The 26135-nt window shown below is 32.9% G+C and carries 27 protein-coding genes; 11 read left to right on the forward strand and 16 right to left on the reverse strand.

What is annotated here, in order from left to right:
- Positions 1-67 precede the first annotated feature (67 nt).
- Together rsmG and B3792_RS00190 are read right to left on the reverse strand one after the other, a co-directional pair.
- Positions 68-694 (reverse strand): 16S rRNA (guanine(527)-N(7))-methyltransferase RsmG, encoded by a 627-nt coding sequence (rsmG, locus tag B3792_RS00185; RefSeq protein WP_125349806.1) that lies wholly within the window; start codon positions 692-694, stop codon positions 68-70.
- 6 nt (positions 695-700) lie between these two features.
- Entirely contained in the window at positions 701-1147 is a 447-nt protein-coding gene (locus B3792_RS00190) for a GAF domain-containing protein (RefSeq protein WP_038332644.1), read from the reverse strand.
- Between the two features lie 95 nt (positions 1148-1242).
- Here B3792_RS00190 and xrtF point away from each other — a divergent pair, with 95 nt between their 5' ends.
- Positions 1243-1785 (forward strand): exosortase family protein XrtF, encoded by a 543-nt coding sequence (xrtF, locus tag B3792_RS00195; protein ID WP_221854516.1) that lies wholly within the window; start codon positions 1243-1245, stop codon positions 1783-1785.
- Positions 1775-2221 carry an exosortase F system-associated membrane protein gene (locus tag B3792_RS00200; RefSeq protein ID WP_125349788.1) on the forward strand — a complete coding sequence of 149 codons (447 nt, stop codon included), beginning with the start codon at positions 1775-1777 and terminating at the stop codon, positions 2219-2221. The genes xrtF and B3792_RS00200 overlap by 11 nt, the downstream gene beginning before the upstream one ends.
- Positions 2222-2235: 14 nt before the next feature.
- Here the strand turns inward: B3792_RS00200 and B3792_RS00205 are convergent, their stop codons facing one another.
- From B3792_RS00205 to B3792_RS00220, 4 genes are read right to left on the reverse strand one after another with little or no spacing between them, the layout of a single operon-like run.
- Positions 2236-2772, reverse strand: a complete 537-nt coding sequence (locus B3792_RS00205) for a hypothetical protein (RefSeq protein WP_286495525.1) — start codon at positions 2770-2772, stop codon at positions 2236-2238.
- A 2-nt stretch (positions 2773-2774) separates the two neighbouring features.
- Positions 2775-3089 carry a hypothetical protein gene (locus tag B3792_RS00210; protein WP_219034412.1) on the reverse strand — a complete coding sequence of 105 codons (315 nt, stop codon included), beginning with the start codon at positions 3087-3089 and terminating at the stop codon, positions 2775-2777.
- A gap of 12 nt (positions 3090-3101) precedes the next feature.
- A complete protein-coding gene (rlmB, locus tag B3792_RS00215; protein WP_219034413.1) occupies positions 3102-3851 on the reverse strand; it encodes a 23S rRNA (guanosine(2251)-2'-O)-methyltransferase RlmB in 750 nt (249 codons plus the stop codon).
- 28 nt (positions 3852-3879) lie between these two features.
- A complete protein-coding gene (locus B3792_RS00220) occupies positions 3880-4143 on the reverse strand; it encodes a hypothetical protein (RefSeq protein ID WP_221854513.1) in 264 nt (87 codons plus the stop codon).
- A 43-nt stretch (positions 4144-4186) separates the two neighbouring features.
- Here B3792_RS00220 and B3792_RS00225 point away from each other — a divergent pair, with 43 nt between their 5' ends.
- From B3792_RS00225 to B3792_RS00235, 3 genes are all read left to right on the forward strand, one after another.
- Positions 4187-4981, forward strand: a complete 795-nt coding sequence (locus B3792_RS00225; RefSeq protein ID WP_180905207.1) for a thymidylate synthase — start codon at positions 4187-4189, stop codon at positions 4979-4981.
- Between the two features lie 89 nt (positions 4982-5070).
- On the forward strand, positions 5071-7605 hold the full coding sequence (locus B3792_RS00230; protein WP_286495522.1) for a M1 family metallopeptidase: 2535 nt from the start codon (positions 5071-5073) through the stop codon (positions 7603-7605).
- Positions 7606-7672: 67 nt separating this feature from the next.
- On the forward strand, positions 7673-8161 hold the full coding sequence (locus tag B3792_RS00235; protein WP_115001867.1) for a dihydrofolate reductase: 489 nt from the start codon (positions 7673-7675) through the stop codon (positions 8159-8161).
- Between the two features lie 59 nt (positions 8162-8220).
- Here the strand turns inward: B3792_RS00235 and B3792_RS00240 are convergent, their stop codons facing one another.
- The 6 genes from B3792_RS00240 to B3792_RS00265 form a co-directional block, all read right to left on the reverse strand.
- Positions 8221-9555 (reverse strand): MFS transporter, encoded by a 1335-nt coding sequence (locus B3792_RS00240; RefSeq protein WP_180905208.1) that lies wholly within the window; start codon positions 9553-9555, stop codon positions 8221-8223.
- Between the two features lie 18 nt (positions 9556-9573).
- Positions 9574-10206: a bifunctional nuclease family protein gene (locus B3792_RS00245; protein WP_038332620.1), complete on the reverse strand. Its 633-nt coding sequence runs from the start codon at positions 10204-10206 to the stop codon at positions 9574-9576.
- Between the two features lie 108 nt (positions 10207-10314).
- Positions 10315-11271, reverse strand: a complete 957-nt coding sequence (locus B3792_RS00250; protein WP_291068558.1) for an electron transfer flavoprotein subunit alpha/FixB family protein — start codon at positions 11269-11271, stop codon at positions 10315-10317.
- 26 nt (positions 11272-11297) lie between these two features.
- Positions 11298-12044 carry an electron transfer flavoprotein subunit beta/FixA family protein gene (locus B3792_RS00255; protein WP_115001874.1) on the reverse strand — a complete coding sequence of 249 codons (747 nt, stop codon included), beginning with the start codon at positions 12042-12044 and terminating at the stop codon, positions 11298-11300.
- 68 nt (positions 12045-12112) lie between these two features.
- Positions 12113-12946 carry a twin-arginine translocase subunit TatC gene (gene tatC, locus B3792_RS00260; RefSeq protein WP_115001876.1) on the reverse strand — a complete coding sequence of 278 codons (834 nt, stop codon included), beginning with the start codon at positions 12944-12946 and terminating at the stop codon, positions 12113-12115.
- Between the two features lie 4 nt (positions 12947-12950).
- Positions 12951-13916 (reverse strand): KpsF/GutQ family sugar-phosphate isomerase, encoded by a 966-nt coding sequence (locus tag B3792_RS00265; protein WP_125349795.1) that lies wholly within the window; start codon positions 13914-13916, stop codon positions 12951-12953.
- A 164-nt stretch (positions 13917-14080) separates the two neighbouring features.
- On the opposite strand from B3792_RS00265, the gene recQ reads away from it, so the two are divergent.
- From recQ to B3792_RS00290, 5 genes are all read left to right on the forward strand, one after another.
- The gene (gene recQ / locus B3792_RS00270; protein WP_291051262.1) at positions 14081-16282 is read left to right on the forward strand and encodes a DNA helicase RecQ; all 2202 of its coding nucleotides are present in this window, start codon (positions 14081-14083) and stop codon (positions 16280-16282) included.
- A 66-nt stretch (positions 16283-16348) separates the two neighbouring features.
- Positions 16349-17884, forward strand: a complete 1536-nt coding sequence (gene gpmI / locus B3792_RS00275) for a 2,3-bisphosphoglycerate-independent phosphoglycerate mutase (RefSeq protein WP_291047204.1) — start codon at positions 16349-16351, stop codon at positions 17882-17884.
- A gap of 27 nt (positions 17885-17911) precedes the next feature.
- Complete coding sequence (locus B3792_RS00280; RefSeq protein WP_280045217.1) at positions 17912-18334, forward strand: BT0820 family HAD-type phosphatase; 423 nt, start codon at positions 17912-17914, stop codon at positions 18332-18334.
- The gene (gene map / locus B3792_RS00285) at positions 18331-19140 is read left to right on the forward strand and encodes a type I methionyl aminopeptidase (protein WP_115001887.1); all 810 of its coding nucleotides are present in this window, start codon (positions 18331-18333) and stop codon (positions 19138-19140) included. Before B3792_RS00280 ends, map begins: the two co-directional genes overlap by 4 nt.
- Before the next feature lie 34 nt (positions 19141-19174).
- Positions 19175-19924, forward strand: coding sequence for a class I SAM-dependent methyltransferase (locus B3792_RS00290; protein ID WP_257468107.1), 750 nt, complete (start codon positions 19175-19177; stop codon positions 19922-19924).
- Between the two features lie 70 nt (positions 19925-19994).
- On the opposite strand, the gene B3792_RS00295 is transcribed toward B3792_RS00290, so the two are convergent.
- From B3792_RS00295 to B3792_RS00310, 4 genes are all read right to left on the reverse strand, one after another.
- A complete protein-coding gene (locus B3792_RS00295; protein WP_219034894.1) occupies positions 19995-20702 on the reverse strand; it encodes a GLPGLI family protein in 708 nt (235 codons plus the stop codon).
- A 12-nt stretch (positions 20703-20714) separates the two neighbouring features.
- Complete coding sequence (locus B3792_RS00300; protein WP_219034878.1) at positions 20715-21749, reverse strand: hypothetical protein; 1035 nt, start codon at positions 21747-21749, stop codon at positions 20715-20717.
- Positions 21750-21889: 140 nt separating this feature from the next.
- Positions 21890-24727, reverse strand: a complete 2838-nt coding sequence (polA, locus tag B3792_RS00305) for a DNA polymerase I (RefSeq protein WP_291047200.1) — start codon at positions 24725-24727, stop codon at positions 21890-21892.
- A 96-nt stretch (positions 24728-24823) separates the two neighbouring features.
- A complete protein-coding gene (locus tag B3792_RS00310; RefSeq protein ID WP_286495515.1) occupies positions 24824-25156 on the reverse strand; it encodes a 2Fe-2S iron-sulfur cluster-binding protein in 333 nt (110 codons plus the stop codon).
- A gap of 143 nt (positions 25157-25299) precedes the next feature.
- Between B3792_RS00310 and B3792_RS00315 the strand changes: the two genes are divergently transcribed.
- Positions 25300-26091 carry a TIGR00266 family protein gene (locus tag B3792_RS00315; RefSeq protein ID WP_291068560.1) on the forward strand — a complete coding sequence of 264 codons (792 nt, stop codon included), beginning with the start codon at positions 25300-25302 and terminating at the stop codon, positions 26089-26091.
- Positions 26092-26135 lie beyond the last annotated feature (44 nt).

Here is a 26135-nt window from a genome sequence, read left to right on the forward strand (position 1 = left end):
GATTATTGTTAAAATAAAAAACCGAAATCAAATTGATTTCGGTTTTCAAGTATATAATTTCTATAAATTAAATATCTTTCTTTTCTAAATAAACGACTTTCTTCGTTTCGAAGAAATCTTCGTCAAAAAAGTTTTGAATATCAAACAAAACAGCATTTGGAAAACCTGCTAATTCTTCTGTCAAATCACCTCCTTTTAGATATAATAAGCCATTAGGAAAAGGATTAATCGCTTCTTTTTTAAATTTTCCTCGAATCCATTCTGCGAATCTTGGCATTGCTGTCACCGCACGAGAAACCACAAAATCGTATTTATCTGTTAATTCTTCGGCACGTTTTTGTTCTGCTTTTACGTTCGTCAAACCTAAACCGTCAGCCACACCTTTTACAACCTTGATTTTTTTTCCGATAGAATCTACCAAATGAAACTGAACATTCGGAAACAAAATTGCCAACGGAATTCCTGGTAAACCACCTCCAGTTCCTACATCCAGAACAGAAGAACCATCTGCAAATTCCATCACTTTTGCAATCGCTAAAGAATGTAAAATATGGTTCGTATAAATTTCATCAATATCTTTTCGAGAAACAACATTGATTTGATCGTTCCATTCTTTGTACAAATCACCAACTTTCGAAAATTGTTCGATTTGTTTTTCCGTTAAATCAGGAAAATATTTTAAAATTAAATCAATCATTGCTTAAATAATTTCTGAAACTCGCTGACAAACGTAATCTAACAACTTTGTATCGTCTTCTGTAAACGGATTAATTTTATGCGAATCGATATCAATTTGACCAATATTTTCTCCATTTTTGAAAATTGGAACAACAATTTCAGCTTTCGTTTCTATTGAACAAGCCAAATAATTATCTTGTGCATAAACGTCTGGCACAACAAAAGTTTCGTTAGATTCTGCCACTTGCCCACAAATTCCTTTACCATAAGGAATTATTGTATGATCGGTAGCTGCACCAACATAAGGTCCAAGTTTTAGTTCATTTTTATCTCCATTCTTGAAATAAAATCCCACCCAATTATAGTATTCAACTTCGTCACTCAACAATTGACAAATCTTTTGTAATCTATCTTCCGTAGAAATTGCGCTATCAATTATGACATCCACGCGTTTATGTAAATCTTGCATTTTGTTACTTCTAAAAAAGCAAATTTATTGATTAATCATAACTTAATCAAAAGTTGACGTTTTTCATTTATATTTGTTCAAGATTTTTTAACCAAATGAAAGAATTTAAACCTTTATTGTTATTCCTTGCACGTTTTTTAGGAACTTACATTATTTTAAGTTTAGCTTATAAATTGTATTTGGATCAATATTTACCGCACAATAACCCTGATCCGTTTACAAAATTAACGTCAGATGTAACAGCTTTTGGCTTGAACAAATGTGGTTTTTTTACTTTTTCTAATATTGCAGAAAATCAGCCTTGGATGCGTTTGGTAATGGACGGACAAGTGGCGTCTATTGTAAATGAAGGTTGTAATGCGATTTCTATTTTGATAATTTTCATAGCGTTTATCGTTGCTTTTTACACGAATTTCAAACAAACTTTTTTGTTTATTTTGTCTGGTTTAGCAATTCTTTTTGTGATGAATATTTCGAGAATTATGTTGTTAAATTATATTTTTAGATACCACGCAGAATATGGTAAAATGGCGCACGATTATCTATTCCCTGCAATTATTTATGGTTCAATCGTGATTCTTTGGATTGTTTGGATCAAATTTTTTGTAACAAAATACAATAAGCAAAATGCTAAATAAATATTTACGTTATGCAATTGCAGTTTTACTTGTTTTTGGATTAATATTAGTCCGAAAATTTGAAGATATTTTATTTTATGATCCTTTCTTAGAATACTTTCATTTTGTTGGACATTCAAAATTTCCTGAAATTGATTTACCAAAATTAAACGCAAGTCTGATGGTTCGCTATCTAATTAATACATTATTAACGGTATTAATTGTTTGGTTTATTTTCTGGAAAAAAAGTTACGTTAAATTCTCTATCATTATTATGATTATCGGATTAATCGTTCTTTTACCAATCTATAATTATTTGATTTCAACACATTTTTCATCAGGCGAAATGGTTTTATTTTATGTGAGAAGATTTCTCATTCAGCCCATGTTTTTATTAATTTTAGTTCCTTGTTTTTATTACCAAGAAATACAACATAAAAAAACGGTCGAAAATTAATTTTCGACCGTTTTTTATTTTTTATTTTGACTTTGAAAAATATCTTCCAAAAATTTTATTTTTTCTTCTTCAGACATCGGTTTTTCTCCATTATCATTTAAAGTAATCCCTGTTAATTTATTATTACGAACCGAAAATAATAAATATGAATTTAAATCTATATTTCCTTTTACTTTCTCCTTAAATATTCTCCAAATTATATAATTAGAGTTTCTCTTTAATTCTGATACTAATACTTTTTCTCCGGTTTTCCAATAATCAGTCTCCCATTTATAATATTTCTCTAAAAGTTCACTTTCAGACAAACCTGTTTCATAAAATTCATATTTTTCTGGTTTCGCTACGACAATCATTAAGCTAACATCGGTTTTCTTATTAACAAAATGATATTGACTTGAACTTTTAAGTTGTCCTTTATGTTCCCATTTTCCAGGGAATTCAAAATATTCTTCATTAATGATATAATGAGAAACTTTTTGAGCATTAACAAAATTTGAAAAAAATAATATTACAAAAAGAAATGTAATTTTTAAAAAACTATTTGCTTTCATAATTACAATCCCGATTCTTCTTTTTCTTGTTGCGCATCTAACTTTGCTTGCTCTTTTGCAGCTGCTTCTTGTGCTTTTTGTTCTGCAACTTTACGTTTTTCTTCGTTTGCAATTTCTGCATTCGCTTTGTTCACTGCTTTGTATTTGTACAACCAACCTAAGAATCCACCAAGTATAAATCCAACTCCAGCACCTCCTGTTATTCCGACTAAAAATTCTTTGTCCGCAAATAATCTTGAGATATCTAAATTTGTAAAATAGTACATTGCAACGCTAATCGCAATCAACAAAAATCCAATAAAAGTAGAATAGGTCATCGTTATATGTTTTTAAAATAAATCTTGTAACATTCTTTGGCGAACAGCTTCGTACAAAATCGCTCCAGCCGCAACCGAAACATTCAGTGAAGCAGTTTGTCCAGCCATAGGCAATTTAATAATTTTATCCGAAATTTTAATAATAGAATCCGAAACTCCATCTTCCTCACTTCCCATCACAATAGCTGCAGGAACAGAGAAATCTGCATCATAAATAAATTCTGCTGATTTTTCAGAAGCACTAAAAATTGAGATTCCAGCCGATTGTAAATATTTAATAACATTCACTAAATTTCCTTCTTTACAAACCGGAATATTGTACAACGCTCCTGTCGAAGTTTTGATCGCATCTGCATTTACAGAAGCCGAACCTTTTGCTGGAATAATAATTGCATCAACACCAACACATTCTGCTGTACGAGCGATTGCACCAAAATTACGAACATCAGAAACACGATCTAAAATCAAGATAAAAGGTGTTTTTCCTTGTTCCCAAATTTGAGGTAATACATTTTCGATTGAATCAAATTCGATTGGCGAAATAAATGCATAGACTCCTTGGTGATTTTTTCCTGTAAAACGATTTAGTTTTTCTACAGGTACATAACTTACAGGAATTTCATATTCAGTGATTAATTTTCTCAATTCAGAAAAAATTTCACCTTGTAAACCTTTTTGAATAAAAATTTTGTCGATTGTTTTCCCTGCTTCAATCGCTTCTATTACTGGTCTTAAACCAAAAATTCCCGCTTCGTTTTTCATAAGTGCAAAGATAAAAAATTATACGTAACTATTTACCTATCCTTCTCTTCAATTGTTGTAAATAATTTGGAAAGCTCATATACAACATGCAACCAATAACAATTAGCGAAATCATTGAGATTAAATTTAGTTTGATATGAACAATTTTTGACACAAAAACAACCACCAAAACAACATTAAATAAAGTTTGGAAATAAAAATGTTGCGCAATTTTTCGTCCAAAATCTGATTTGCTATACGAAGCAAAAAACATAAAAAGCACTAAAATTGTAAAAATTAAACTAATTTTCATTCTAAAAAAAATCACTAAATTTGAAAGGTTAAATATACTCAAAATGCAACAATATCACGATTTATGTAAAAAGGTTTTAGCAGAAGGCGCTTTTAAAGAAGACAGAACGGGAACAGGAACTAAAAGTATTTTTGGTTACCAAATGCGTTTCGATTTGTCGAAAGGTTTCCCTTTGGTGACGACTAAAAAATTACATTTAAAATCGATTATCTACGAATTGTTGTGGTTTTTGAAAGGTGATACGAATATCAAATATTTAACAGATAATGGTGTAAGAATATGGAACGAATGGGCTGACGAAAATGGTGATTTAGGTCCTATTTATGGTCATCAATGGCGTTCATGGGGGAAACCAAATGGAGAAGTTGTTGACCAAATTAAAGTTGCGATTGATCAAATAAAAAATAATCCTGATTCACGTAGAATTATAGTTTCTGCTTGGAATGTTGGAGAATTAGATCAAATGGCTTTAGCTCCATGTCATGCATTTTTTCAGTTTTATGTGAATGATGGAAAATTATCGTTGCAATTGTATCAACGTAGTGCAGATATTTTCTTAGGTGTTCCATTCAATATTGCGTCATATGCGTTATTACAAATGATGGTTGCACAAGTTTGTGATTTAGAAGTCGGCGATTTTGTGCATACTTTTGGAGATGCACATATTTACAAAAATCATTTTGAACAAGTTGAACTACAATTAACACGCGAACCTTTTCCTCTTCCAACAATGAAAATCAATCCGAATGTAAAGGATATTTTTGATTTTACATACGAAGATTTCGAATTAGAAAATTATCAAGCTCATCCTCACATCAAAGGAATTGTAGCAGTTTAATCATAAAAAAACACTTAAAGTCTCCAAATTGGAGGCTTTTTTTGTAACTTTTCGAGAAAATTATCAACCAATAGAAATAAATTTTTACGATGAAAAAACGAATCCTTTGGCTTTCATCAGCCTTTATTATATCAAGTCTTACTTATGCGCAAGTAATGACGCCACCGCCGAGTTATAACGAAAACCAAACGAACAAATTAGATATTTATCGTGCAGAAGCAGAACGAATTAATAATCTTGTTCATACCAAATTGGATCTTAAATTTGATTATGCAAAAGAGCACGTTTTAGGTGAAGCTTGGGTAACATTGAAACCACATTTCTATGCTACAAACAAAGTTACATTAGACGCAAAAGCAATGTTGATTAGCGAAGTCGCTTTGGTAAATGGTGCTACAAAAAAAAAATTAAATTATAAATACGATGATTTACAATTAGTCATCGATTTGGATAAAGAATACAAAAAAGATCAAGAATATACACTTTACATCAAGTATACAGCGCGTCCAAACGAAGTAAAACAAGAAGGAAGTGCGGCCATAAACGATGCAAAAGGTGTTTATTTTATCAATGCAAAAGGTGAACGACCAAATTATCCAACTCAAATTTGGACACAAGGCGAAACTGAATCTTCTTCTTGTTGGTTCCCGACAATTGATAAAACGAATCAAAAAACTTCACAAGAAATCACGTTAACATATCCTGATAAATATGTTTCATTATCAAATGGAACAATGAAATCTTCGAAGAAAAATTCGGACGGAACAAAAACTGATTATTGGAAATTTGATAAAAAACATGCGCCATATTTATTCTTTTTCGGGATTGGAGATTACGCAGTCATCAATGATAAATGGAAAAATATCAATGTTGATTATTACGTAGAACCAGAATATAAAGATGTTGCAAAGCAAATTTTTGGTAATACACCAGAAATGATTCAGTTCTTTTCTGATAGATTAAACTATCCTTATCCTTGGGATAAATATGCACAAATGACGGCTCGCGAATATGTTTCTGGAGCTATGGAAAATACAACAGCTTCTTTATTTCATGATGGTGTTCAGCAAAAAGCTGGTCAATTAGTCGATGAAAACACTGCTGAATATGTTATTGCGCACGAATTATTTCACCATTGGTTTGGAGATTTAGTTACGGCTGAAAGTTGGGGAAATTTAACAGTGAATGAATCGTTTGCTAATTATTCTGAATATTTATGGTTTGAATATAAATACGGAAAAGAGAAAGCGGATGAGCATCGTTACAACGAAATGTTTGGTTATAAACAAGGCGATGGACCAACGAAAAATTTGGTTCGAGTTCATTACAATTCTCGCGAAGACATGTTTGATGGTGTTTCGTACAACAAAGGTGGAATTATCTTACATATGTTGAGAAACTTCTTAGGAGATGATGCTTTCTTCAAAGGTTTGAACAAATATTTGAAAGATAATGAATACGGAAAAGCTGAATCTACTCAATTACGATTGGCTTTGGAAGAAGTTTCTGGTCGTGACTTAAATTGGTTTTTCAATCAATGGTATTACGAAAATGGTCATCCAAAATTAACAGTTGTTTCAGATTATTCTTCAGCAAATAAAAAAATAAAAGTTGTTGTTCGTCAAGATGCTTCAAAATTATTTGAATTTCCTTTTGCGATTGATATTGTCGAAAATGGAAAAACAACGCGTCAACAAGTTTGGGTTCCAAAACAAGCCGAAACTGTTTTCGAATTTGCAGCAAACCAAAAACCTGATGTCGTTATTCCAAATGCGGATCAAGTTTTATTAGCAGATATCGACGATAAAAAACCTGTTGAAGATTTTATTGCGCAATACAAAGCTGGAAAAGGAAATTACACGACACGTTTATTAGCGATTGAAGCAATGGCAAATGCGCAAGCAACTAATCCAAAAGCGGCTGATGCCTTGGTTAATGCTTTAGATGATTCATTTGATGGATTAAGAATTTATGCGATTCATAAATTGGACACAAAATCAAAAACGATTGTTGATAAAGCTTCATCAAAATTAAAACAATTGGCTTCTAATGATCCTAAAACATTGGTTCAAGCGGCTGCTTTAAGTGCTTTGAATGATGCCAATATTTATGATGTAGCAATTTTCGAGAAAGCTTCAAAAAGCCCTTCATTTAGTGTTCAAGGAGCCTCGTTAACTGGAATCTTAAAAAATAATCCTTCAAAAATTAATGATTTAACAACTAATCTTGATAATGAAGTGATTAAAGGTTCACCAGATTTAGCAATGGCATTAGTTCCGACTTGGATCAAAAATAATCAATTGGATAAAGCTGCTTTAATTTCGGAATCTGCTGCGATGTATGAATTCGTAAAATTCCAAGATCCAGAAAAAGGAAAAATTGCTGAACAAGCTTTCAATTGGATTATGAACAATGACACACCAGATGCAACGGCTGAAATTGCTAAAACATATTCGCGTTATTATCCATATTTGAAAGAACAAAATCCACAAGCAGGACAAGCTGTGAAAATGATGGCTGAAAAAGCATTGCAAGTAAAAACGAATGCTGCAAAAACAATTAAATCAGCAACTATTGCAAAACAAGTGGAGCAATTACAAGATGCTATAAATAAAATGAAATAATTCACTAAAATTATTATATTTGTTAAGCTATCCTTGCAAGAGGATAGCTTTTTTTACCTTATAACTTATGATAAACATTGTAGTAGCAAAAGCAAGCAACAACGTAATTGGTGCAAAAAATGATTTGATTTGGCATTTACCAAATGATCTGAAACATTTCAAAAGTATAACTTCTGGGCATCCTATTATTATGGGACGAAAAACGTTCGAATCATTGGGTAGACCTTTACCAAATCGTACCAATATTGTTGTGACAAGAGATCAGAATTGGAATACAGAAGGTATCGAAATTGCGTCTTCTTTACCAAAAGCAATAGAAGTTGCGAAAAAAATTGACGATGATATTTACATTATCGGTGGTGGAAATATTTACAAACAAGCGATGGAATTTACTGATATTTTGTACATCACAGAAGTTCATCACGAATTTGATGGAGACACTTATTTCCCAGAAATAGACTTGGACGAATGGGAAGAAGTAGAACGAGAAGATTTCAAAAAAGATGAAAAACATCCATATGCTTACTCGTTTGTGACGTATAAAAGAATAGATTAGAAACTTTCGTGCATAAAAAAAGCAAGAATTTTGATTCTTGCTTTTATATTTTTTACACCTTAATGTTTTACATCTTGTACTTCGTCTGGATTGTGTTTGTATTTGAACACAATTGCGAACAATACCGTAACAACTAATGCGTAGCCTGCGAAAATAAACCAAGAATGTCTCCATCCTTCTAGCTGCAATGTCAAATCAGTTTGACTATACACTAAATGATTCACGATGTATTGTGCAATTAACATTCCGATTGTTGCTCCAAAACCATTGGTCATCATCATAAAAACTCCTTGTGCAGAAGAACGAATTTCTTCGTTTGTTTCTTTGTCTACATACAACGAACCTGATACATTGAAAAAATCGAAAGCGATTCCGTAAACAATCATTGATAAGATAAACATCCAAACGCCAGATCCTGGATCTCCTAATCCAAATAATCCGAAACGTAAGACCCAACCTACCATTGCCATCAACATCACGATTTTGATTCCGAATCGTTTTAGCACGAAAGGAATTAATAAAATACACAATGTTTCAGAAACTTGAGACAACGAAATTAAAGCATTTGCATTACTTGCTCCCCACGTATTGGCATAATCTGGAATATCCTTAAACGTTGTGATAAATGGATTTGCATATCCATTTGTAATTTGCAAAGAAACGCCTAAAAGCATTGAAAAGATAAAGAAAATTGCCATTTTTCTATCTTTAAATAATGCAAAAGCTTTTAAACCAAATGCATCAGAAATAGATTGTTTTTCAGAACTTTTGTTAACTGGGCAATTAGGTAATAAGAAACTGTATAAAAACAATATAACTCCTAAAAATCCAGATACAAAGAACTGATAATAATTGGATTGAAAACTTACGAATGTTGGATCACTTGAAAAGTTAAATCCAAAAACACCATCTTTAAATCCAGAGAAATTAACAAATAACATCGCTACAATAAAACCAACTGTTCCAAACGTTCTGATTGGAGGAAAGGATTTGATTGTGTCTAAATTATTTTGTTTTAAAATTGTGTAGGCTGTTGAGTTAGAAAGGGCGATTGTTGGCATAAAGAACGCCACACTAACCGAATAAAGTGCGAAGATTGTTGTAAAATCTACATCGTTTCCAGCTGTCATTCCGTAATAACCTGCTGCAAACATAAAAATCGCAGCTAATAAATGATTCAATCCCAACAAACGTTGTACAGGAATCCATCTATCCGCTACAATACCCATTATTGCGGGCATAAAAATCGACACAATACCTTGCATCGCGTAAAAAAGACCAATTTTTGGACCTAAGCCAACTGATCCTAAGTAATTTCCCATAGAGGTTAGGTATGCTCCCCATACCGCAAACTCAAGGAAACTCATGATTGTAAGTCTAAGCTTTACAGACATAATTATTTGAAATAGTTATTAGTTTCCCATGTTATCGATTTGATCACGAAGGCGAGCTGCCAATTCATAATCTTCATTCTTCACAGCTTTTTCCATCTCAGTTTCAAGTTCAGATTTTGTCCAACCTTCATATTCGTTGATATCAGACAAATCATTTTCCAAACCAGCCAAGATATCCAAATCATCTTCGAAGTTATTTGCTGCGCGACGTATATTTTCTTCTTCTTCAATAACGTCCAAATGAATTCCAGCTTTTTCTACAACATTATCATAGGCATAGATAGGTGCATTGAAACGAACAGCCAATGCAATTGCATCAGAAGTTCTCGAATCAATCTCGGCACGTTGTCCATCATCATTCACAAAAACAATATTCGAATAAAAAACACCATCTTCTAATTTATAAATATAAATAGAATCAACATTCAATTGAAATTCTTTTCCTAATGAAATAAACAAATCGTGTGTTAATGGACGAGGTGGATTAATATCTTTCTCTAAAGCTAATGCGATTGATTGTGCCTCAAAGCTCCCAATAATAATTGGCAACTTTCTTCCTCCTACATTTTCCTCTAGAATCAACGCATATGCGCCAGTCTGAGTTTGACTGTAAGATATTCCTTTAATATTTAATCTAATTAAATTGTCCATTTGGGCGTAAATCTATGAAAAACTGATGAATATTTAATCTTTTTTTAATGAATAAAAAAAATCCGAACCACCTAAATGATTCGGATTGAATTTATAATCTTAAAATGATTAAGCTTGACCTTTATATTTTTTTAACTCTTCAGTTAATTTAGGAACAATCTCAAAAGCATCTCCTACGATTCCGTAATCAGCCGCTTTAAAGAAAGGCGCTTCTTGATCATTGTTGATGACAACAATTGTTTTAGATCCATTAACTCCAGCTAAGTGCTGAATAGCTCCTGAAATACCAACTGCGATATATAAATTTGGCGCAATTGCTTTTCCTGTTTGTCCTACGTGCTCAGCATGCGGTCTCCAACCAATATCAGCAACTGGTTTAGATGATGCTGTAGCAGCTCCTAAAACTTTTGCTAAATCTTCGATCATTCCCCAGTTTTCAGGACCTTTCATTCCACGACCTGCAGAAACAACAATATCCGCTTCTTTCAAATCGATTTTATCAGAAGAAGCCATTTCTGTTGAAACAACTTTTACTTTTGCATCTGCATCAGAAACTGATACTGAAGCTGATTCTTCTGAACCTGAAACTGCATTTTCTTTTGCTCCGAATGCGTTTTGTAGAACTGTAACTACAACTTTTCCTGAAACTGCAACAGTTTCTACTCCTTTTCCAGAGAATGCTTTACGTGCAACTGTGAATGGAGAAACTGCTGTTGGAGATTTTTCTACATTTGTTACTAAAGATGCTCCTGTTTTGTATGCTAAAACTGGTGCTATAGTCGCTCCTTCGTTTGTTGATGGTAAAACCACAACATCTCCTTGAGCAACTTCAGCCAAAGCTTTTGCGTAAGAATTTGCATCAAATTTTGCTAAAGCTGCATTATCAACTTTAACTACTTTAGATGCTCCATATTTATATAATTCGTCAGCAGTAGCATTTCCAAAAACGATTGCTGTAACAGTATCTCCAGCAACATCAGCTGTAGCTTTTGCGTAAGAAACTGCTTCTAATCCTGCTTTTTTATATTTTCCGTCGTGTGACTCTGCGTATACAAAAATTGCCATTTTTTAATTTCTTTTTAGGTGAATAATTAGATTACTTTAGCTTCTTCGTGTAATAATCTTACCAATTCTGCTACATTGTCTTTGTCGATTAATGTTACATTACCTCTTTCAGCAGGTTTTACATAACCAACAACTTCAACTTTAGTTTCTGTCGCTTCTGGTGCAACAACTGCGATTTGTTTTGTACGCGCTTGCATAATTCCACGCATATTAGGAATTCTTAATGCAGCCTCGTCAACCAATCCTTTTTGTCCTGCGATAACAGCTGGTAAAGTAACTTCTACAGTTTCTTTTCCTCCGTCAATTTCACGAACAGCTTTTGCAGAAGAACCTTCTACATCAAGACCGATACATCCGTTTACAAAACCATAATCTAACATTGCAGCAACTAATCCTGGTACAGAACCTCCATTATAATCAATTGATTCTTTTCCTGTCAATACTAAATCAAAACCACCATCTTTAGCAGCTTTTGCGATTTGTGTAGCAACAAAGAAATCATCGCGAGCATCAGCATCAATACGAATTCCATCATTCGCACCAATCGCTAAAGCTTTACGCATAACTGGATCTACAGTTGCATCTCCAACAGTTAAAATTGTAACAGTAGCTCCTTGTTTTTCTTGTAACTCTACTGCTTTATTTAAACTAAATTCGTCGTGCGGGTTAATAACGAACTGAACACCATTTTTATCAAATGATTTTCCGTCAGCTGTGAAGTTGATTTTTGCTGTAGTATCTGGTACACTACTAATACAAACTAATATCTTCATAATTTTGTGTTTACTTTTTCTTTTATGTAAAAATAACTAATTTATTTTATTATGCAAGCATAACATTGTTAATTCTTTACTAAGTCGTTACTTTTCGCTTTCAATTGTTTTTTATAAACTGAATTTGAAACCAATACACTTAGTTCGTACAATAACCAAAGAGGAATTGTAACTAAAATCATACTGTACACATCGTTTGGTGTAATTGCAGCTGCAATCACTAATACAACAATAAATGCGTGTTTACGGTATTCTTTCAAAAATTTTGGTGTTAAGATTCCAATACTCGTTAAGAAGTAAACGAAAACAGGCATCAAAAACATAACTCCCATCGATAATAATAATTGAACAAATAAATCGATATAACTTGGCAACGTCCATGTATTTCCTACACCAAAAGGATCGTAAGTGAATAAAAATTGTGTACACAATGGTAGCAACATATAGTAACTAAATAAGACTCCTGTTACAAAGAAAAACGAAACAGCGAAAATGGTAAATCCTGCATATTTTCGTTCAGCTTCTTTTAATGCTGGTTTTACAAATCGCCAAATTTCAAAAATAATATAAGGAATTGCGATAATTACACCACACACAATTACTGCAAAAAATTGTGAAGTGATCTGTCCTGATGGATTAAGATTGGTCAATTCTTTCGAAATATCAAATGATTCGGTATAAATTTTTCCGAAACCTGTTAATTCACCAAATTGATTAAAAATATCAAACGTTGGAAAAGTTGATTTTAATGGAGCCATAATCACATGTTCCACCAATTCGTCCCAATAAATAGCGACTGCAATAGATGTAATCACAATTGATAAAATAGAACGAACCAAATGTCCTCTCAACTCACCAATATGAGCCAAAAATGACATACTCGATTTTGTATTATCTGCCATACGCTTATTCGATTCCTTCGTTTAAAATTGAGTGAATATCCAAAATTCCATAATAATGATTTTCTTCATCAACCACCACCAATTGTCCAATACTGTTGTGACGAAGAATCGCTAAAGCTTCTCTTGCTTTTTCAGCTTTTTTGATTGTTTTCGGATTCATTGAAGCAATATCTTTCGCAGTTAAATGTGCAAAAGTTTCATTATTTAATAACATTCGGCGCAAATCTCCATCTGTTATCACACCAACAATTTTATCATTATCAATCACAACTGTAATTCCATGACGACCTGATGTTAATGAATTAATGACTTCTGTAATCGAAGAATCTGGATGCACAGAAGGTTTTCTTTCTGGATCAACAATATTTTCTACTGTCCACAATAATCGTTTTCCTAAAGCTCCACCTGGATGATATTTTGCAAAATCGTTTTGTGTAAACGCTCTCAATTTCATCAAAGCTACCGCCAATGCATCACCCATTACCAATTGAGCCGTTGTAGAAGTTGTTGGTGCCAAATTTACGGGACAAGCTTCTTTATCAATATTAACATCCAAAACAATGTCTGAATTTTTTGCTAATTCTGATTTCAAATTTGATGTTAAACCAATCAAAACTGATGCATATTGTTTAAGAATCGGAGCCAAATATGTAATCTCTGGCGTATTTCCACTTTTCGAAATACAAATCACCACATCTTCTGGTCGTACAAGACCCAAATCGCCATGAATAGCTTCCGTCGCATGTAAAAATTGACTTGGAGTTCCGGTAGAATTTAAGGTTGCTACAATTTTATTTGCAATGTGTGCACTCTTTCCTACTCCAACAACTACCAACTTTCCTTTCGTGTTATATATCGCATTTACCGCATCAACAAAAGACTCGCTAATACGAGAAGCTATTGCTTCCAGCGCTTGAATTTCTTCTCGAAATACCCCTTGCGCTATTTGTATTAATTCTGAATTTTCCACAATAAAATTTCTATTGTCTATTTTTAAAATTTTTCGTACTTTTACTCTCCTTTTTTATTTACACTCAATTATATATAAATCATATAAAATTTATGTGTATATTTAAGAGTTATCAAATATAGGAACTATTTAATTTATAATATTAATTTTAGTCTTTTGTGTAGATGGAAGCCACTTCGAAAAACTTAACATCTTACCTAAAAAAATATTTTGGTTTCGACCAATTTAAAGGACAGCAGCACGAAATCATTACAAGCTTACTAAATAAAGAAGATGTATTTGTTTTGATGCCAACTGGAGGAGGTAAGTCTTTATGTTATCAATTACCGGCATTAATGTCAGATGGAGTCGCGATTATTGTGTCCCCTTTAATCGCGCTGATGAAGAATCAAGTAGACGCTATACGTGGAATTTCTGAAAATGATGGAATTGCCCACGTATTAAACTCATCTTTAAACAAGTCAGAAACGAAAACAGTTATGACAGATATTAAAGATGGAGTAACTAAAATGTTGTACGTTGCACCCGAATCTTTGACAAAAGAAGAATACATCGATTTCTTTAAATCGGTAAAAATTTCTTTTTTTGCTATTGATGAAGCGCACTGTATTTCTGAATGGGGACACGATTTTCGACCAGAATATCGTAATCTAAAAGCGATTATCAACAAAATTGGTGATGCGCCAATTATTGCTTTAACTGCAACAGCAACACCAAAAGTACAAGAAGATATTCAGAAAACTTTGGGAATGCAAAGCGCTAAAGTTTTTAAAGATTCTTTTAATCGTACGAATTTATTTTACGAAATCCGCCCAAAGGTTGATCAAGACAAACAAATCATCAAATTTATCAAACAAAACGATGGTAAATCTGGTGTCATTTATTGCTTGAGTCGTAAAAAAGTTGAAGAAATTACGCAACTTTTACAAGTAAACGGAATCAATGCCATTCCTTACCATGCAGGTTTAGACGCCAAAACACGTAGCAAACATCAAGATATGTTTTTGATGGAAGATGCAAGTGTCGTTGTCGCTACAATTGCTTTCGGAATGGGAATTGACAAGCCAGATGTACGTTTTGTGATGCATTACGATATGCCAAAATCGTTAGAAAGTTATTACCAAGAAACTGGTCGTGCAGGTCGCGATGGTGGTGAAGGTGTTTGTATTGCTTTCTATGATTATAAAGATATCGAAAAGTTAGAAAAATTCTTAGCAAGTAAACCTGTTGCAGAACGCGAAGTTGGAATGCAATTACTTTCTGAGGTTGTAGCATATGCCGAAACTTCGATGTCGCGTCGTAAATTTTTGTTACATTATTTTGGAGAAGAATTCGACGACAAAAACGGCGAAGGGGCAAATATGGACGACAATATGCGCAATCCTAAAAAAATGATTGAAGCAAAAGATGATGCAGTAATTGCATTAGATGTTGTTCAGAAAACAAATCAAAAATTAAAATTAAATGATGTTGTAAATGTTATAGTTGGTAAAGAAACTTCTATTACAAAATCATATAATTTGAGCTCTGAAGATTTCTTCGGAATTGGAAAAGCAAAAGAAGATTATTATTGGAAATCTATTTTACGCCAATTAATTGTACGTAATTTATTAGAGAAAGAAATCGAATCATATGGTATTTTAAAAATTACCAAATCTGGAAAAGATTTCATTAGTAAGCCAACTTCTTTTGAAATTGCCGAAGATATTGATTTCAAAAAATTATTATCAGAAGGTAGCTTTGAAAAAGAAGAAACATCTTCTGCACCTATTGCTTTTGATGATGTTTTATTGAAACAATTGAAAGATTTACGTAAAAAAATCTCTAAAAAACATCAAATTCCACCTTTTGCAGTTTTCCAAGATTCGAGTTTAGATGATATGACAATGCAATATCCAACAACAGTTAAGGAGTTAACAAATGTGTTTGGTGTTGGAGAAGGGAAAGCTCAGAAATTCGGAAAAGAATTTGTAGATTTTATTGCGCAATATGTTAAAGACAACGACGTTATTCGACCTGAAGATATGGTGATTAAACAAGTTGCTGACAAATCGAGTCACAAAGTTTATATCATTCAATCGACAGACAGAAAGTTAAATCTTGAAGATGTTGCGGAAGCAAAAAATATGACGATGAGCGATTTACTTTCAGAAATGGAAAGTATCGTTTATCAAGGAACAAAATTAAATATCAATTATTATATTGACGAAGTTTTGGACGAAGATCAACAAGAGGAAATTTATGAATTCTTGATGGACGCAGATTCTGACTCAATGTCATCATTATTAGATGAATTTGGTGACGATTATGATGAAGAAGAATTACGTTTAATGCGTATCAAATTCATCAGTGAAGTCGCAAATTAAACCATACAAAAAATAAACTTTCAGCCCAAGGAATGCTTATCTTTGGGCTTAATTATTACAAGAAAAATGAACAATAAAGCAATATTAATGATTTTGGACGGATGGGGAATTGGACCAAACCCTGCTGTTTCTGCAATCGCGCAAGCAAATACACCTTTTGTAGATAGCTGTTTCGAGAAATTTCCACATTCTACGTTGGATACGTTTGGTTTAGCCGTTGGTTTACCAGAAGGACAAATGGGGAATTCGGAAGTTGGACATATGAATTTGGGTGCTGGACGCGTAGTTTTCCAAAACTTAGTTCGAATCAATATGGCGGTTGAAAACGGAACGTTACAAAACGAACCTATCTTAAAAGATGCTTTTCAATATGCTTTAGAGTATAACAAAAAAGTACATTTCATTGGTTTAGTTTCTGATGGTGGTGTACACTCACATATCAATCATTTGAAAGGTTTGTTAGATGCAGCAAATCAATCAGGTTTACAACAAAATGTTTTTGTACATGCTTTCACAGATGGTCGTGACACCGATCCAAAATCTGGCGAAGGATTTATCACAGAATTGATGAATCACATGACAAAATCAACAGGAGAAATCGCTTCGATTACTGGTCGTTATTATGCAATGGATCGTGATAAACGTTGGGAACGTGTGAAATTAGCATTCGATGCAATGGTAAATACAGTTGGTAAAACAACAACAAATCCATTAGAAGCAATTCGTGCATCTTATAATGAAGGCGTAACAGATGAATTCATCAAACCGATTATTGTAACGGATGGAAATGGTCAACCAAAAGCTAAAATCGAGAATGATGATGTAGTGATTTGTTTCAATTTTAGAACTGATCGTGGACGTGAAATCACAGAAGTTTTAACGCAACATGATTTTCCAGAATTTGGAATGCATAAATTAAATCTAAAATATATCACTCTTACAGAATATGATGCTACATATACTGGAGTTGCGGTAATTTTTGATGAGAAAAATATTGTAAATACGTTAGGAGAAGTTATTTCTAATGCTGGTCGTAAGCAAATTCGTATTGCTGAAACTGAAAAATATCCACACGTAACATTTTTCTTCAATGGTGGTCGCGAAGAACCTTTCGTTGGTGAATCTCGTGTTTTATGTGCTTCGCCAAGAGATGTTGCTACTTACGATTTGAAACCAGAAATGGCTGCATATGATATTACAAATGCAATTGTACCAGAAATCGAAAAAGAATCAGCGGATTTCATTTGTCTTAACTTCGCTAATACAGATATGGTTGGACATACAGGTGTTATGTCTGCGGCAATAAAAGCTGCTGAAGTAGTAGATTCTTGTGCGGAGAAAATTGTAAATGCAGCTTTAGAACATGGTTACAATGTGGTGATTTTGGCTGATCACGGAAATTCAGATTTTATGATGAACGAAGATGGATCACCGAATACGCAACATACAACGAATCCTGTTCCATTTATTTTGGCTCAGAAAAATATCGAATGGAATGTTGAGCATGGTAAACTTGGAGATATTGCACCAACTATCTTAACTTTGATGGGAATTGAAATTCCAACTGAAATGACTGGAAACATTATTGTTCAAAAAAAATAACCTAAATAACTTTAAATACTTACAAACATGATTAATAAAATTATTGCTGTTGACTTTGATGGAACTGTGGTAGATGATAAATATCCAGAAATTGGAAAAGCTAAAATCTTCGCTTTCGAAACATTGAAACAATTACAAAACGACGGATATCGCCTTACTTTATGGACTTATCGTAGTGGTAAATATTTAGACGAAGCTGTTGAGTTTTGCAAACAAAATGGTATAGAGTTTTATGCCATCAACAATAGTTTTGACGGAGAGGATTTTGATAAAAATACGCAAAGTCGAAAAATAAATGCCGATATCTTTATCGACGATAGAAATTTAGGAGGTTTCCCAGGTTGGAGTGACGTTTATCAAATCATTACAAAAAAGATTGAATTAAGTGTTCACGCAAACGGGCAAAAAGCTCCTGAGAAGAAAAAGAAAAGAGGATTTTTCGGATTATGATACATTTAAAAAGTAAAGAAGAATTAGAACTAATGTACCTAAGCGCTCAATTGGTTTCAAAAACCTTGGGTATGTTAGCCAAAGAAGTAGTGCCTGGTGTTACAACCAATCATTTAGATAAATTAGGAGGCGAATTTATTCGCGACAATGGTGGATATCCTGCATTTTTAGGAATGTACGATTTCCCTAAAAACCTTTGTATTTCTCCAAATCAACAAGTTGTTCATGGAATTCCAAACGATGAACCACTTAACGAAGGAGATATTGTTTCGGTAGATTGTGGTGTTTATATGAATGATTTTTACGGAGATCACGCTTATACATTTGCAGTTGGTGAAGTAGATGCTGAAACTGAAAAATTATTACGCATTACAAAAGAATCTATGTTCAAAGGAATAGAACAAATGAAAAAAGGTAATCGCGTAGGTGATATCGGTTTTGCAATTCAACAATATTGTGAAAAAGAAGGTTACGGAATCGTTCGTGAATTAGTTGGACACGGATTAGGTCGTAAAATGCACGAAGAACCACAAGTTCCGAATTATGGACGTCGTGGATCTGGTAAAAAAATTGAAGAAGGAATGGTGTTAGCCATCGAACCAATGGTAAATATGGGAACTGAAAAAGTCTTCTTTCATCCAGATGGTTGGACGGTTACAACGCGCGATGATAAATATTCGGCTCACTTCGAACACGATGTTTGTGTAGTGGATGGCGAACCAAAATTATTGTCAACTTATCAGTTTATTTACGATGCTTTAGGAATCGTATCTGACGAAGAAAAACCATTTTTATTCAAACCTTAAGAAAACTTTTGTGAAAAAGCTTTTAAAAAAAATCATGAATATTCTACCTCGTCCTTTATTAATACAAGGTAGTTATATTATTCGTCCTGTTTTAGTTTGGTTTATGAAAGGAAATCGCTTCGTAGACCCAATTGATGGACAAGGTTATTATAGTTTGTTGCCTTATGGTTACGAAAAACAGCGTGATAATGTACTTTCACCCGGAACTTTTTCATTAGAAAGACATCGCTTGATGTGGTTGTACCTAAAAAATGAAACGTCTTTCTTTACTGAAAAAGCTAAAGTTTTGCACATTGCTCCAGAGCAATCTTTTATCAAGCGTTTTCGTGCGATGAAGAATTTAGAATACATCACAAGTGATATAGAATCGCCTTTGGCAGATGTAAAAGCAGATATCTGCGATTTACCTTTTGGTGATGATACATTTGATATCATTTTTTGTAATCACGTTTTGGAACATATTCCTGACGATCACAAAGCGATGAGCGAATTATTTCGTGTCATGAAACCAGGAGGTTGGGGAATTCTGCAAGTTCCAATTTCGTATCAACGTGATGTAACGTACGAAGATCCAACGGTTACAACAAAAGAAGAACGTAAAGAAAAATTTGGACAATATGATCACGTTCGTGTTTATGGTTTAGATTATTACAAACGTTTGGAAGATGTAGGATTTATTGTAGAAAAAGCAGATTACACCAAACAAATTCCTTCGGAAGATGTACTAAAATATTGTTTAGAAAAAGGTGAAATTTTACCAGTTGTTCGCAAACCAGCGGTATAATTCATTTAAAAATAGTCAAAATAAAAGCNNGCTTTTATTTTGACTATTTTTCAACTCCTTCATTCGATGTTTACGATGCATTCATATCGTTTTGCATTTCTCTTAACGTCATTACTTTTCCTCTTGTAGGTAAATTAATTTTAAGATTTTCTTTCAAAATTTCAAGTTGATTAATCTTAAAAATCACTGTAAAATAAGGCGAAATAATTTCTGCTTGTAAAATCAACCCCGGTAAATTCGAAAAATAATAAGGTCCATCTTTATATCTTATTTCAGGCGAATACCAAGCCGTAAATTCATTTCCATCTCGATCTTGATCAATCGCTTTTACGACATTATAACCATTAATCACAGCTTTTTCTTTCGTTAATTTCCAATTAAAATTAGGTATATTTTCTTTAACCAAATACGTTTTTACATTAATATCAAACTGTTTATAATATTCATTTTTAGAAAAATCTTTATACAAAGGATTTTGTTCCGATTTCAAAATCTCTTGTACAACCATATCCGCTTCATGTTGTGCGTTATTCACTTTTGTATCTGCTCGAAAAACAGATAAATTTTTATTACTTTCTAATATAAAATCGACAAAAACTCCTCTATCTATAGCCATTTTGAAAGCTGGTTGCAAATTCTTTGAAAACATATCCTTCGATTGTTCATAATCAAAAATAAATTCGGCTTTGTAAGTTGCTCGTATGCTTTCTTTTTGCGTTTGTGCTGACAGATTAATTCCTAAAAACGAGGTAATTGCGACAATTATATTTTTATTTATTGGGTTTTTATTTTATTTAAAACTTTTTCTAATATCCATCTTTTCGTTCACCGATTTGTTGAACTCTGAAAAAGATTGCGTGTTATAATCATTTACGATTATACTAAAATTCATATCTAAATCTGTTTTTTCATCATCTTTTTCATAAGTAGTGTTCCAAATTGCAGACGTTTCTTTCAACACCCAATTCCCGTTATGAGGACGATATTTATAAACAACTTTTGCTTCTCTTAAAAATTCATTTTCTGAATATTTAGTTTCCGGAATAGTCGTTTCCCAATAAAACTCAACAACAGCAAATGTATCTTTATCAATTGTCAGAAATACATCTCTTGATTTTGTTTTTATTGTAACTTCATAAACAAAACTATCTCCATATTTTGTTAATGATAAATTAGATTCTTCATATTTCTTTTCCTTTAATAAGTATACAAATTGCTTAATATATTTTTCTTTCAAATAAATACTCTCCAAATAATAAATCAAACGAATATTTGAATTTGGTTCTCGTCCACTTTTTATTTCGTTGTTTACAATTCCTTTTGATTTAATTTTCAAATCTCCTCGTTTAAATTTAAACTGTAAATCTGCATCAATAAAATCCCGTTCATTATTATTAAATAACAAATCTTGTTGAAAATTAACTAAGAAATAATATTGTTCAATATTAAAGTTTTTATCATAATTATCATAAACTTTCTGTAGAACATCTTCGGCTTTCAAGTTTGTTACAAAAGCTTCTTTTAACTCGATTTCGGATACTCTTTCGAGTTTGATTATCATTTCAGATTTTAATTCCGATACGTTGATTATTGCATCTTGATAATCTTTTTTCGAAACGATTAACTCATCTGTTTGCGAAACATTGTTTAAATCAACCACAACTTTTCCTTTCATGTCTGATACAAAATTCTTAGTCGAATTTTTGAAATATACATCTGCATCATAAAGTGGTAAATTATCCGAAAGGTCTAATATTTTTAGATTTATAATTTGAGCATTTAAACAAATCGTAAACAATGTAAATAAGTAAAATAGTTTTTTCATATAATTTAAAATCAATAATGAATTAAAGATATATTTTAATCTCGTTAAGAATTTGTTAATCAGAATATTTTGTAGATATTTTAACAAAAAAAAACGCTACTAAAAAGTAACGCTTTGTAATTATTGTAAATAATATTTTTCTAATGAGCTTCTAACCAATTCGCTCCTACTCCGACTTCTGCAATCAACGGAACATCCATTTGCATTGCAGCTTCCATAGTCGATTTGATTAATTCAGAAACTTTTTCAAACTCATCTTTGGGTGCATCAAAAATTAACTCATCATGCACTTGTAAAATCATTTTGGTTTTATAATTTTTCTTCAATTCTTTCTGAATTTGAATCATTGCCATTTTCACGATATCCGCCGCAGTACCCTGTATTGGCGCATTTACAGCATTTCGCTCAGCATGCGAACGCACCACAGCATTTCTCGAATTGATATCTTTCAAATAACGGCGACGACCCATTAACGTTTCTACAAAACCTTGGTCACGAGCTACCTCAACTTGTTTTTCGATATACGCTTTCAACGTTGGATAAGTTTCATAATACGCATCAATCAATGCTTTGGCTTCTTTACGAGAAATATTTGCTTGATCTGCTAAACCAAAAGCCGAAACACCATAAATAATTCCGAAGTTTACCGTTTTCGCTTGACTACGTTGTTCACGCGTCACCTCATCTAAATCTACATTGAAAACTTTTGCGGCAGTAGAAGCGTGAATATCTTCTCCATGTTTGAAAGCTTCTACCATTGCAGGATCTTGTGACATTTGTGCAATCAAACGCAATTCAATTTGCGAATAATCGGCAGAAATAATCACATGATTTTCATCTCGCGCAACAAAGGCTTTACGAATTTGCTGACCTTCTTCTGAACGAATCGGAATGTTTTGTAAATTCGGATTTACAGAAGACAAACGTCCCGTTGCAGCAACCGTTTGCGCGTATGTTGTATGCACGCGACCAGTTTTTGGATTCACCAATTCTGGCAACGCATCAATATAAGTCGATTTTAATTTTTGTAATTGACGGTACTCTAAAATATCATTGATAATTGGATGCTTATCTTTCAGTTTTGATAAAATTTCTTCTCCTGTTGCATACTGACCAGTTTTAGTTTTCTTCGCTTTTGGATCTAATTGTAATTTATCAAACAAGATTTCTCCCAATTGTTTTGGCGAATTAAGATTGAATTCTTCTCCAGCATCTTCCTGAATTTTTGCTTCTAATTCTCTTAATTTCGCTTCGTGTTTTACCGAAAGTTCTTTCAAGAACGGAACATCCAAATTAACACCTTCCAATTCCATATCAGCCAAAACTTGCATCAATGGCATTTCAAGATCAGTGAATAATTTGTGTGTATTTGATTTGATTAATTCTGGTTCGAAAAGATTTTTCAACTGATTTGTAATATCAGAATCTTCTACTCCATATTCGGTTTGCTCCATCAACGGAACATCACGGAAATTCTTTTGATTCTTTCCTTTTTTTCCAATCAAACTTTCGAGTGAAACTGGTTGATAACTCAAATATGTTTCTGACAACACTTCCATATTGTGATGCATATCTGGATTAATCAAATAATGCGCAATCATCGTATCAAAATTTTGACCTAAAACAACAATGTCATATTTGTTTAAAACTTTAATATCATATTTTAGATTTTGACCAATTTTCGAAATTGATTCATCTTCAAAAAATGGTTTAAATTCGTTGATAATTGCTTTTGTTTCTTCAAAATCTGTTGAAAAAGGCACATAATAACCTTTTCCTTTTTCCCAAGAAAACGAAATCCCGACCAATTCTGCTTCTAACGCATCCAAAGAAGTTGTTTCTGTATCGAAAGTCACTTCTTTTTGTTTCAGAATATTTCTCAACAATAATTCTCTTCCTTTTTTCGTATCGATTAATTGATACAAATGATTGGTTGTTGAAATATCTGTAAAAGCTGAATTTTGTGGAACGATTTCTTCATCAGACGTAAAATCGAACAATGATTGTTGAGCCATTTGCACTTGATTCGAAGAAATCTGACTTGCCGCAGAAATTTCTTCTTGCGCTTCTTTGATAATTCCCGAAACATCCAAACCATAAATTCTGTAAACCGTTTCTAACATACGACGGAATTCTAACTCCGTGAAAAGTTCAGTAACTTTTTCTATATCTGGCGGGCAAACCGTTAAATCTTCTTCATCAAATTCTACAGGAACATCTGTAATAATCGTTGCTAATTTCTTCGAAAGAATTCCAAGCTCTTTATTCTCTTCAATCTTTTCTTTAGCTTTCCCTTTCAGCTTATCTGTATTCGCTAAAAGGTTTTCCAATGATCCAAATTCTTTCAAATATTTACTTGCCGTTTTTGCTCCAACACCTGGTAAACCTGGAATATTATCCACAGCATCACCCATCATTCCAAGGTAATCGATAACTTGAATTGGATCGTCGATTTCAAATTTTTCTTTTACTTCTTCAATTCCCCAAATCTCAACACCTTTTCCATTTGCAGCAGGACGATACATTTTAATTTTTTCCGTTACCAATTGCGCAAAATCCTTATCGGGTGTCACCATATAAGTTGTATAACCAGCTTTCTCTGCTTTCTGTGCTAATGTTCCGATCACATCATCTGCTTCGTAACCTTCGGCGAAAAGTACTGGAATTTTTAACGCTCGTAAAATATCTTGAATATACGGAACGCCTTGACGAATGGCTTCTGGCGTTTCATCACGATTTGCTTTATATTCAGGATAATCTACCGTACGAACTGTTGCTTGACCAACATCAAAAACAACCGCCAAATGCGTTGGTTGTTCACGTCGAATGACATCGAACAAGGAATTCGTAAATCCCATAATTGCCGATGTATTGAAACCTTTTGAGTTGATTCGTGGATTTTTGATAAATGCATAATACCCTCTAAAAATTAAGGCATAAGCATCTAACAAAAAAAGTCTTTTATCTAATTGATTCATTTAATAAGTTTTAAGTATTACGCCAAACGTTTTACGCTAAACGATAATAACAAAATTGTAACGTAGAACTTATAACGTACCACGTAAAACTAAAATTTAATATTCTGGTGCTAATTCAACAACTAATCCATCCATTTCATTCGAAAGATGTAACTGACAACCTAAACGTGAATTATCTTTCACATTAAATGCCTCTGCTAACATTGCATCTTCATCAGGCGTCATTTCTGGTAATTGAATTTCTGGTGTTAAGACATAACATTGACAAGAAGCACACATCGCCATTCCACCACAAATACCAATGGTTCCTTCTGGTGCTAATTCGTAGGCGCGCACAAGCTCCATGATATTCATATTCATATCAGTAGGCGCGTCAACTTCGTGCGAAACACCTTCTCTATCTATAATTGTAATTTTAATATCTGCCATAATACTTTTTCAAGTTAAACAAAAATACGGATTGTTTACTTTCAAAAAAAGAATATACCTCATTGGTTCATATTTAATACTAATTTTAAATAAGAACTGTTACGAATTACGAATTTTGTCGACTAATTAGTAAAATTAAAAAAATGAATTCACACGAAATAGATTATAAAATTTACGGTGAAGAAATGCAATTTGTCGAAATTGAATTAGATCCACAAGAAACTGTTGTAGCAGAAGCAGGTAGTTTTATGATGATGGATGATGGTGTAAAAATGGAAACAATTTTTGGCGATGGTTCTCAACAAAGTGGTGGAATTTTCGGAAAATTATTAAATGCCGGAAAACGAATGTTAACAGGTGAAGGTTTGTTTATGACTTCGTACACAAATTACGGACAAGGAAAAAAGAAAGCGTCTTTTGCTGCACCATATCCAGTAAAAATTGTTCCGATAGATTTACCAGAAGTGAACGGAAAATTTATTTGCCAGAAAGATGCTTTTCTTTGTGCTGCAAAAGGAGTTTCGGTTGGAATTGAATTTAATCGAAAATTAGGAACTGGACTTTTTGGAGGAGAAGGTTTCATTATGCAAAAATTAGAAGGCGACGGAATGGCTTTCATTCATGCTGGTGGAACATTACATCGTCGTGTTTTACAAGCTGGCGAAGTTCTGAAAGTTGATACAGGTTGCATTGTTGGTTTCGAACAATCTGTTCATTACGATATCGAATTTATAGGCGGAATTAAAAATACATTTTTCGGAGGAGAAGGTGTTTTCTTTGCTACATTAAGAGGTCCTGGTGTTGTATATATACAATCTTTACCTTTTAGCCGATTGGCTGATCGTATTATTGCACATGCACCTTCTGCAGGCGGTTCTTCACAAGGTGAAGGTTCTATTTTAGGAGGTTTAGGAAGATTAATTGATGGTGATTAAAATTTAATTTTATAAAGAAGGGTTTCAAATTGAAACTCTTTTTT

The organism is Empedobacter sp. UBA5924, from assembly GCF_002431085.1.
In the GTDB taxonomy this organism is placed as follows: Bacteria; Bacteroidota; Bacteroidia; order Flavobacteriales; family Weeksellaceae; genus Empedobacter; species Empedobacter falsenii_B.

Bases quoted from the DNA above. Each gene is read 5' to 3' on its own strand.
- B3792_RS00225 (WP_180905207.1), top strand. From the start codon at position 4,187: ATGCAACAATATCACGATTTATGTAAAAAGGTTTTAGCAGAAGGCGCT.
- xrtF (WP_221854516.1), top strand. From the start codon at position 1,243: ATGAAAGAATTTAAACCTTTATTGTTATTCCTTGCACGTTTTTTAGGA.
- B3792_RS00310 (WP_286495515.1), bottom strand. From the start codon at position 25,156: ATGGCAGATATTAAAATTACAATTATAGATAGAGAAGGTGTTTCGCAC.
- B3792_RS00300 (WP_219034878.1), bottom strand. From the start codon at position 21,749: ATGAAAAAACTATTTTACTTATTTACATTGTTTACGATTTGTTTAAAT.
- B3792_RS00240 (WP_180905208.1), bottom strand. From the start codon at position 9,555: ATGTCTGTAAAGCTTAGACTTACAATCATGAGTTTCCTTGAGTTTGCG.
- tatC (WP_115001876.1), bottom strand. From the start codon at position 12,946: ATGGCAGATAATACAAAATCGAGTATGTCATTTTTGGCTCATATTGGT.
- map (WP_115001887.1), top strand. From the start codon at position 18,331: ATGATACATTTAAAAAGTAAAGAAGAATTAGAACTAATGTACCTAAGC.
- B3792_RS00250 (WP_291068558.1), bottom strand. From the start codon at position 11,271: ATGGCAATTTTTGTATACGCAGAGTCACACGACGGAAAATATAAAAAA.
- recQ (WP_291051262.1), top strand. From the start codon at position 14,081: ATGGAAGCCACTTCGAAAAACTTAACATCTTACCTAAAAAAATATTTT.
- B3792_RS00290 (WP_257468107.1), top strand. From the start codon at position 19,175: ATGAATATTCTACCTCGTCCTTTATTAATACAAGGTAGTTATATTATT.
- B3792_RS00280 (WP_280045217.1), top strand. From the start codon at position 17,912: ATGATTAATAAAATTATTGCTGTTGACTTTGATGGAACTGTGGTAGAT.
- B3792_RS00205 (WP_286495525.1), bottom strand. From the start codon at position 2,772: ATGAAAGCAAATAGTTTTTTAAAAATTACATTTCTTTTTGTAATATTA.
- B3792_RS00235 (WP_115001867.1), top strand. From the start codon at position 7,673: ATGATAAACATTGTAGTAGCAAAAGCAAGCAACAACGTAATTGGTGCA.
- B3792_RS00200 (WP_125349788.1), top strand. From the start codon at position 1,775: ATGCTAAATAAATATTTACGTTATGCAATTGCAGTTTTACTTGTTTTT.
- gpmI (WP_291047204.1), top strand. From the start codon at position 16,349: ATGAACAATAAAGCAATATTAATGATTTTGGACGGATGGGGAATTGGA.
- B3792_RS00315 (WP_291068560.1), top strand. From the start codon at position 25,300: ATGAATTCACACGAAATAGATTATAAAATTTACGGTGAAGAAATGCAA.
- polA (WP_291047200.1), bottom strand. From the start codon at position 24,727: ATGAATCAATTAGATAAAAGACTTTTTTTGTTAGATGCTTATGCCTTA.
- B3792_RS00230 (WP_286495522.1), top strand. From the start codon at position 5,071: ATGAAAAAACGAATCCTTTGGCTTTCATCAGCCTTTATTATATCAAGT.
- B3792_RS00245 (WP_038332620.1), bottom strand. From the start codon at position 10,206: ATGGACAATTTAATTAGATTAAATATTAAAGGAATATCTTACAGTCAA.
- B3792_RS00210 (WP_219034412.1), bottom strand. From the start codon at position 3,089: ATGACCTATTCTACTTTTATTGGATTTTTGTTGATTGCGATTAGCGTT.
- rlmB (WP_219034413.1), bottom strand. From the start codon at position 3,851: ATGAAAAACGAAGCGGGAATTTTTGGTTTAAGACCAGTAATAGAAGCG.
- B3792_RS00190 (WP_038332644.1), bottom strand. From the start codon at position 1,147: ATGCAAGATTTACATAAACGCGTGGATGTCATAATTGATAGCGCAATT.
- B3792_RS00255 (WP_115001874.1), bottom strand. From the start codon at position 12,044: ATGAAGATATTAGTTTGTATTAGTAGTGTACCAGATACTACAGCAAAA.
- B3792_RS00220 (WP_221854513.1), bottom strand. From the start codon at position 4,143: ATGAAAATTAGTTTAATTTTTACAATTTTAGTGCTTTTTATGTTTTTT.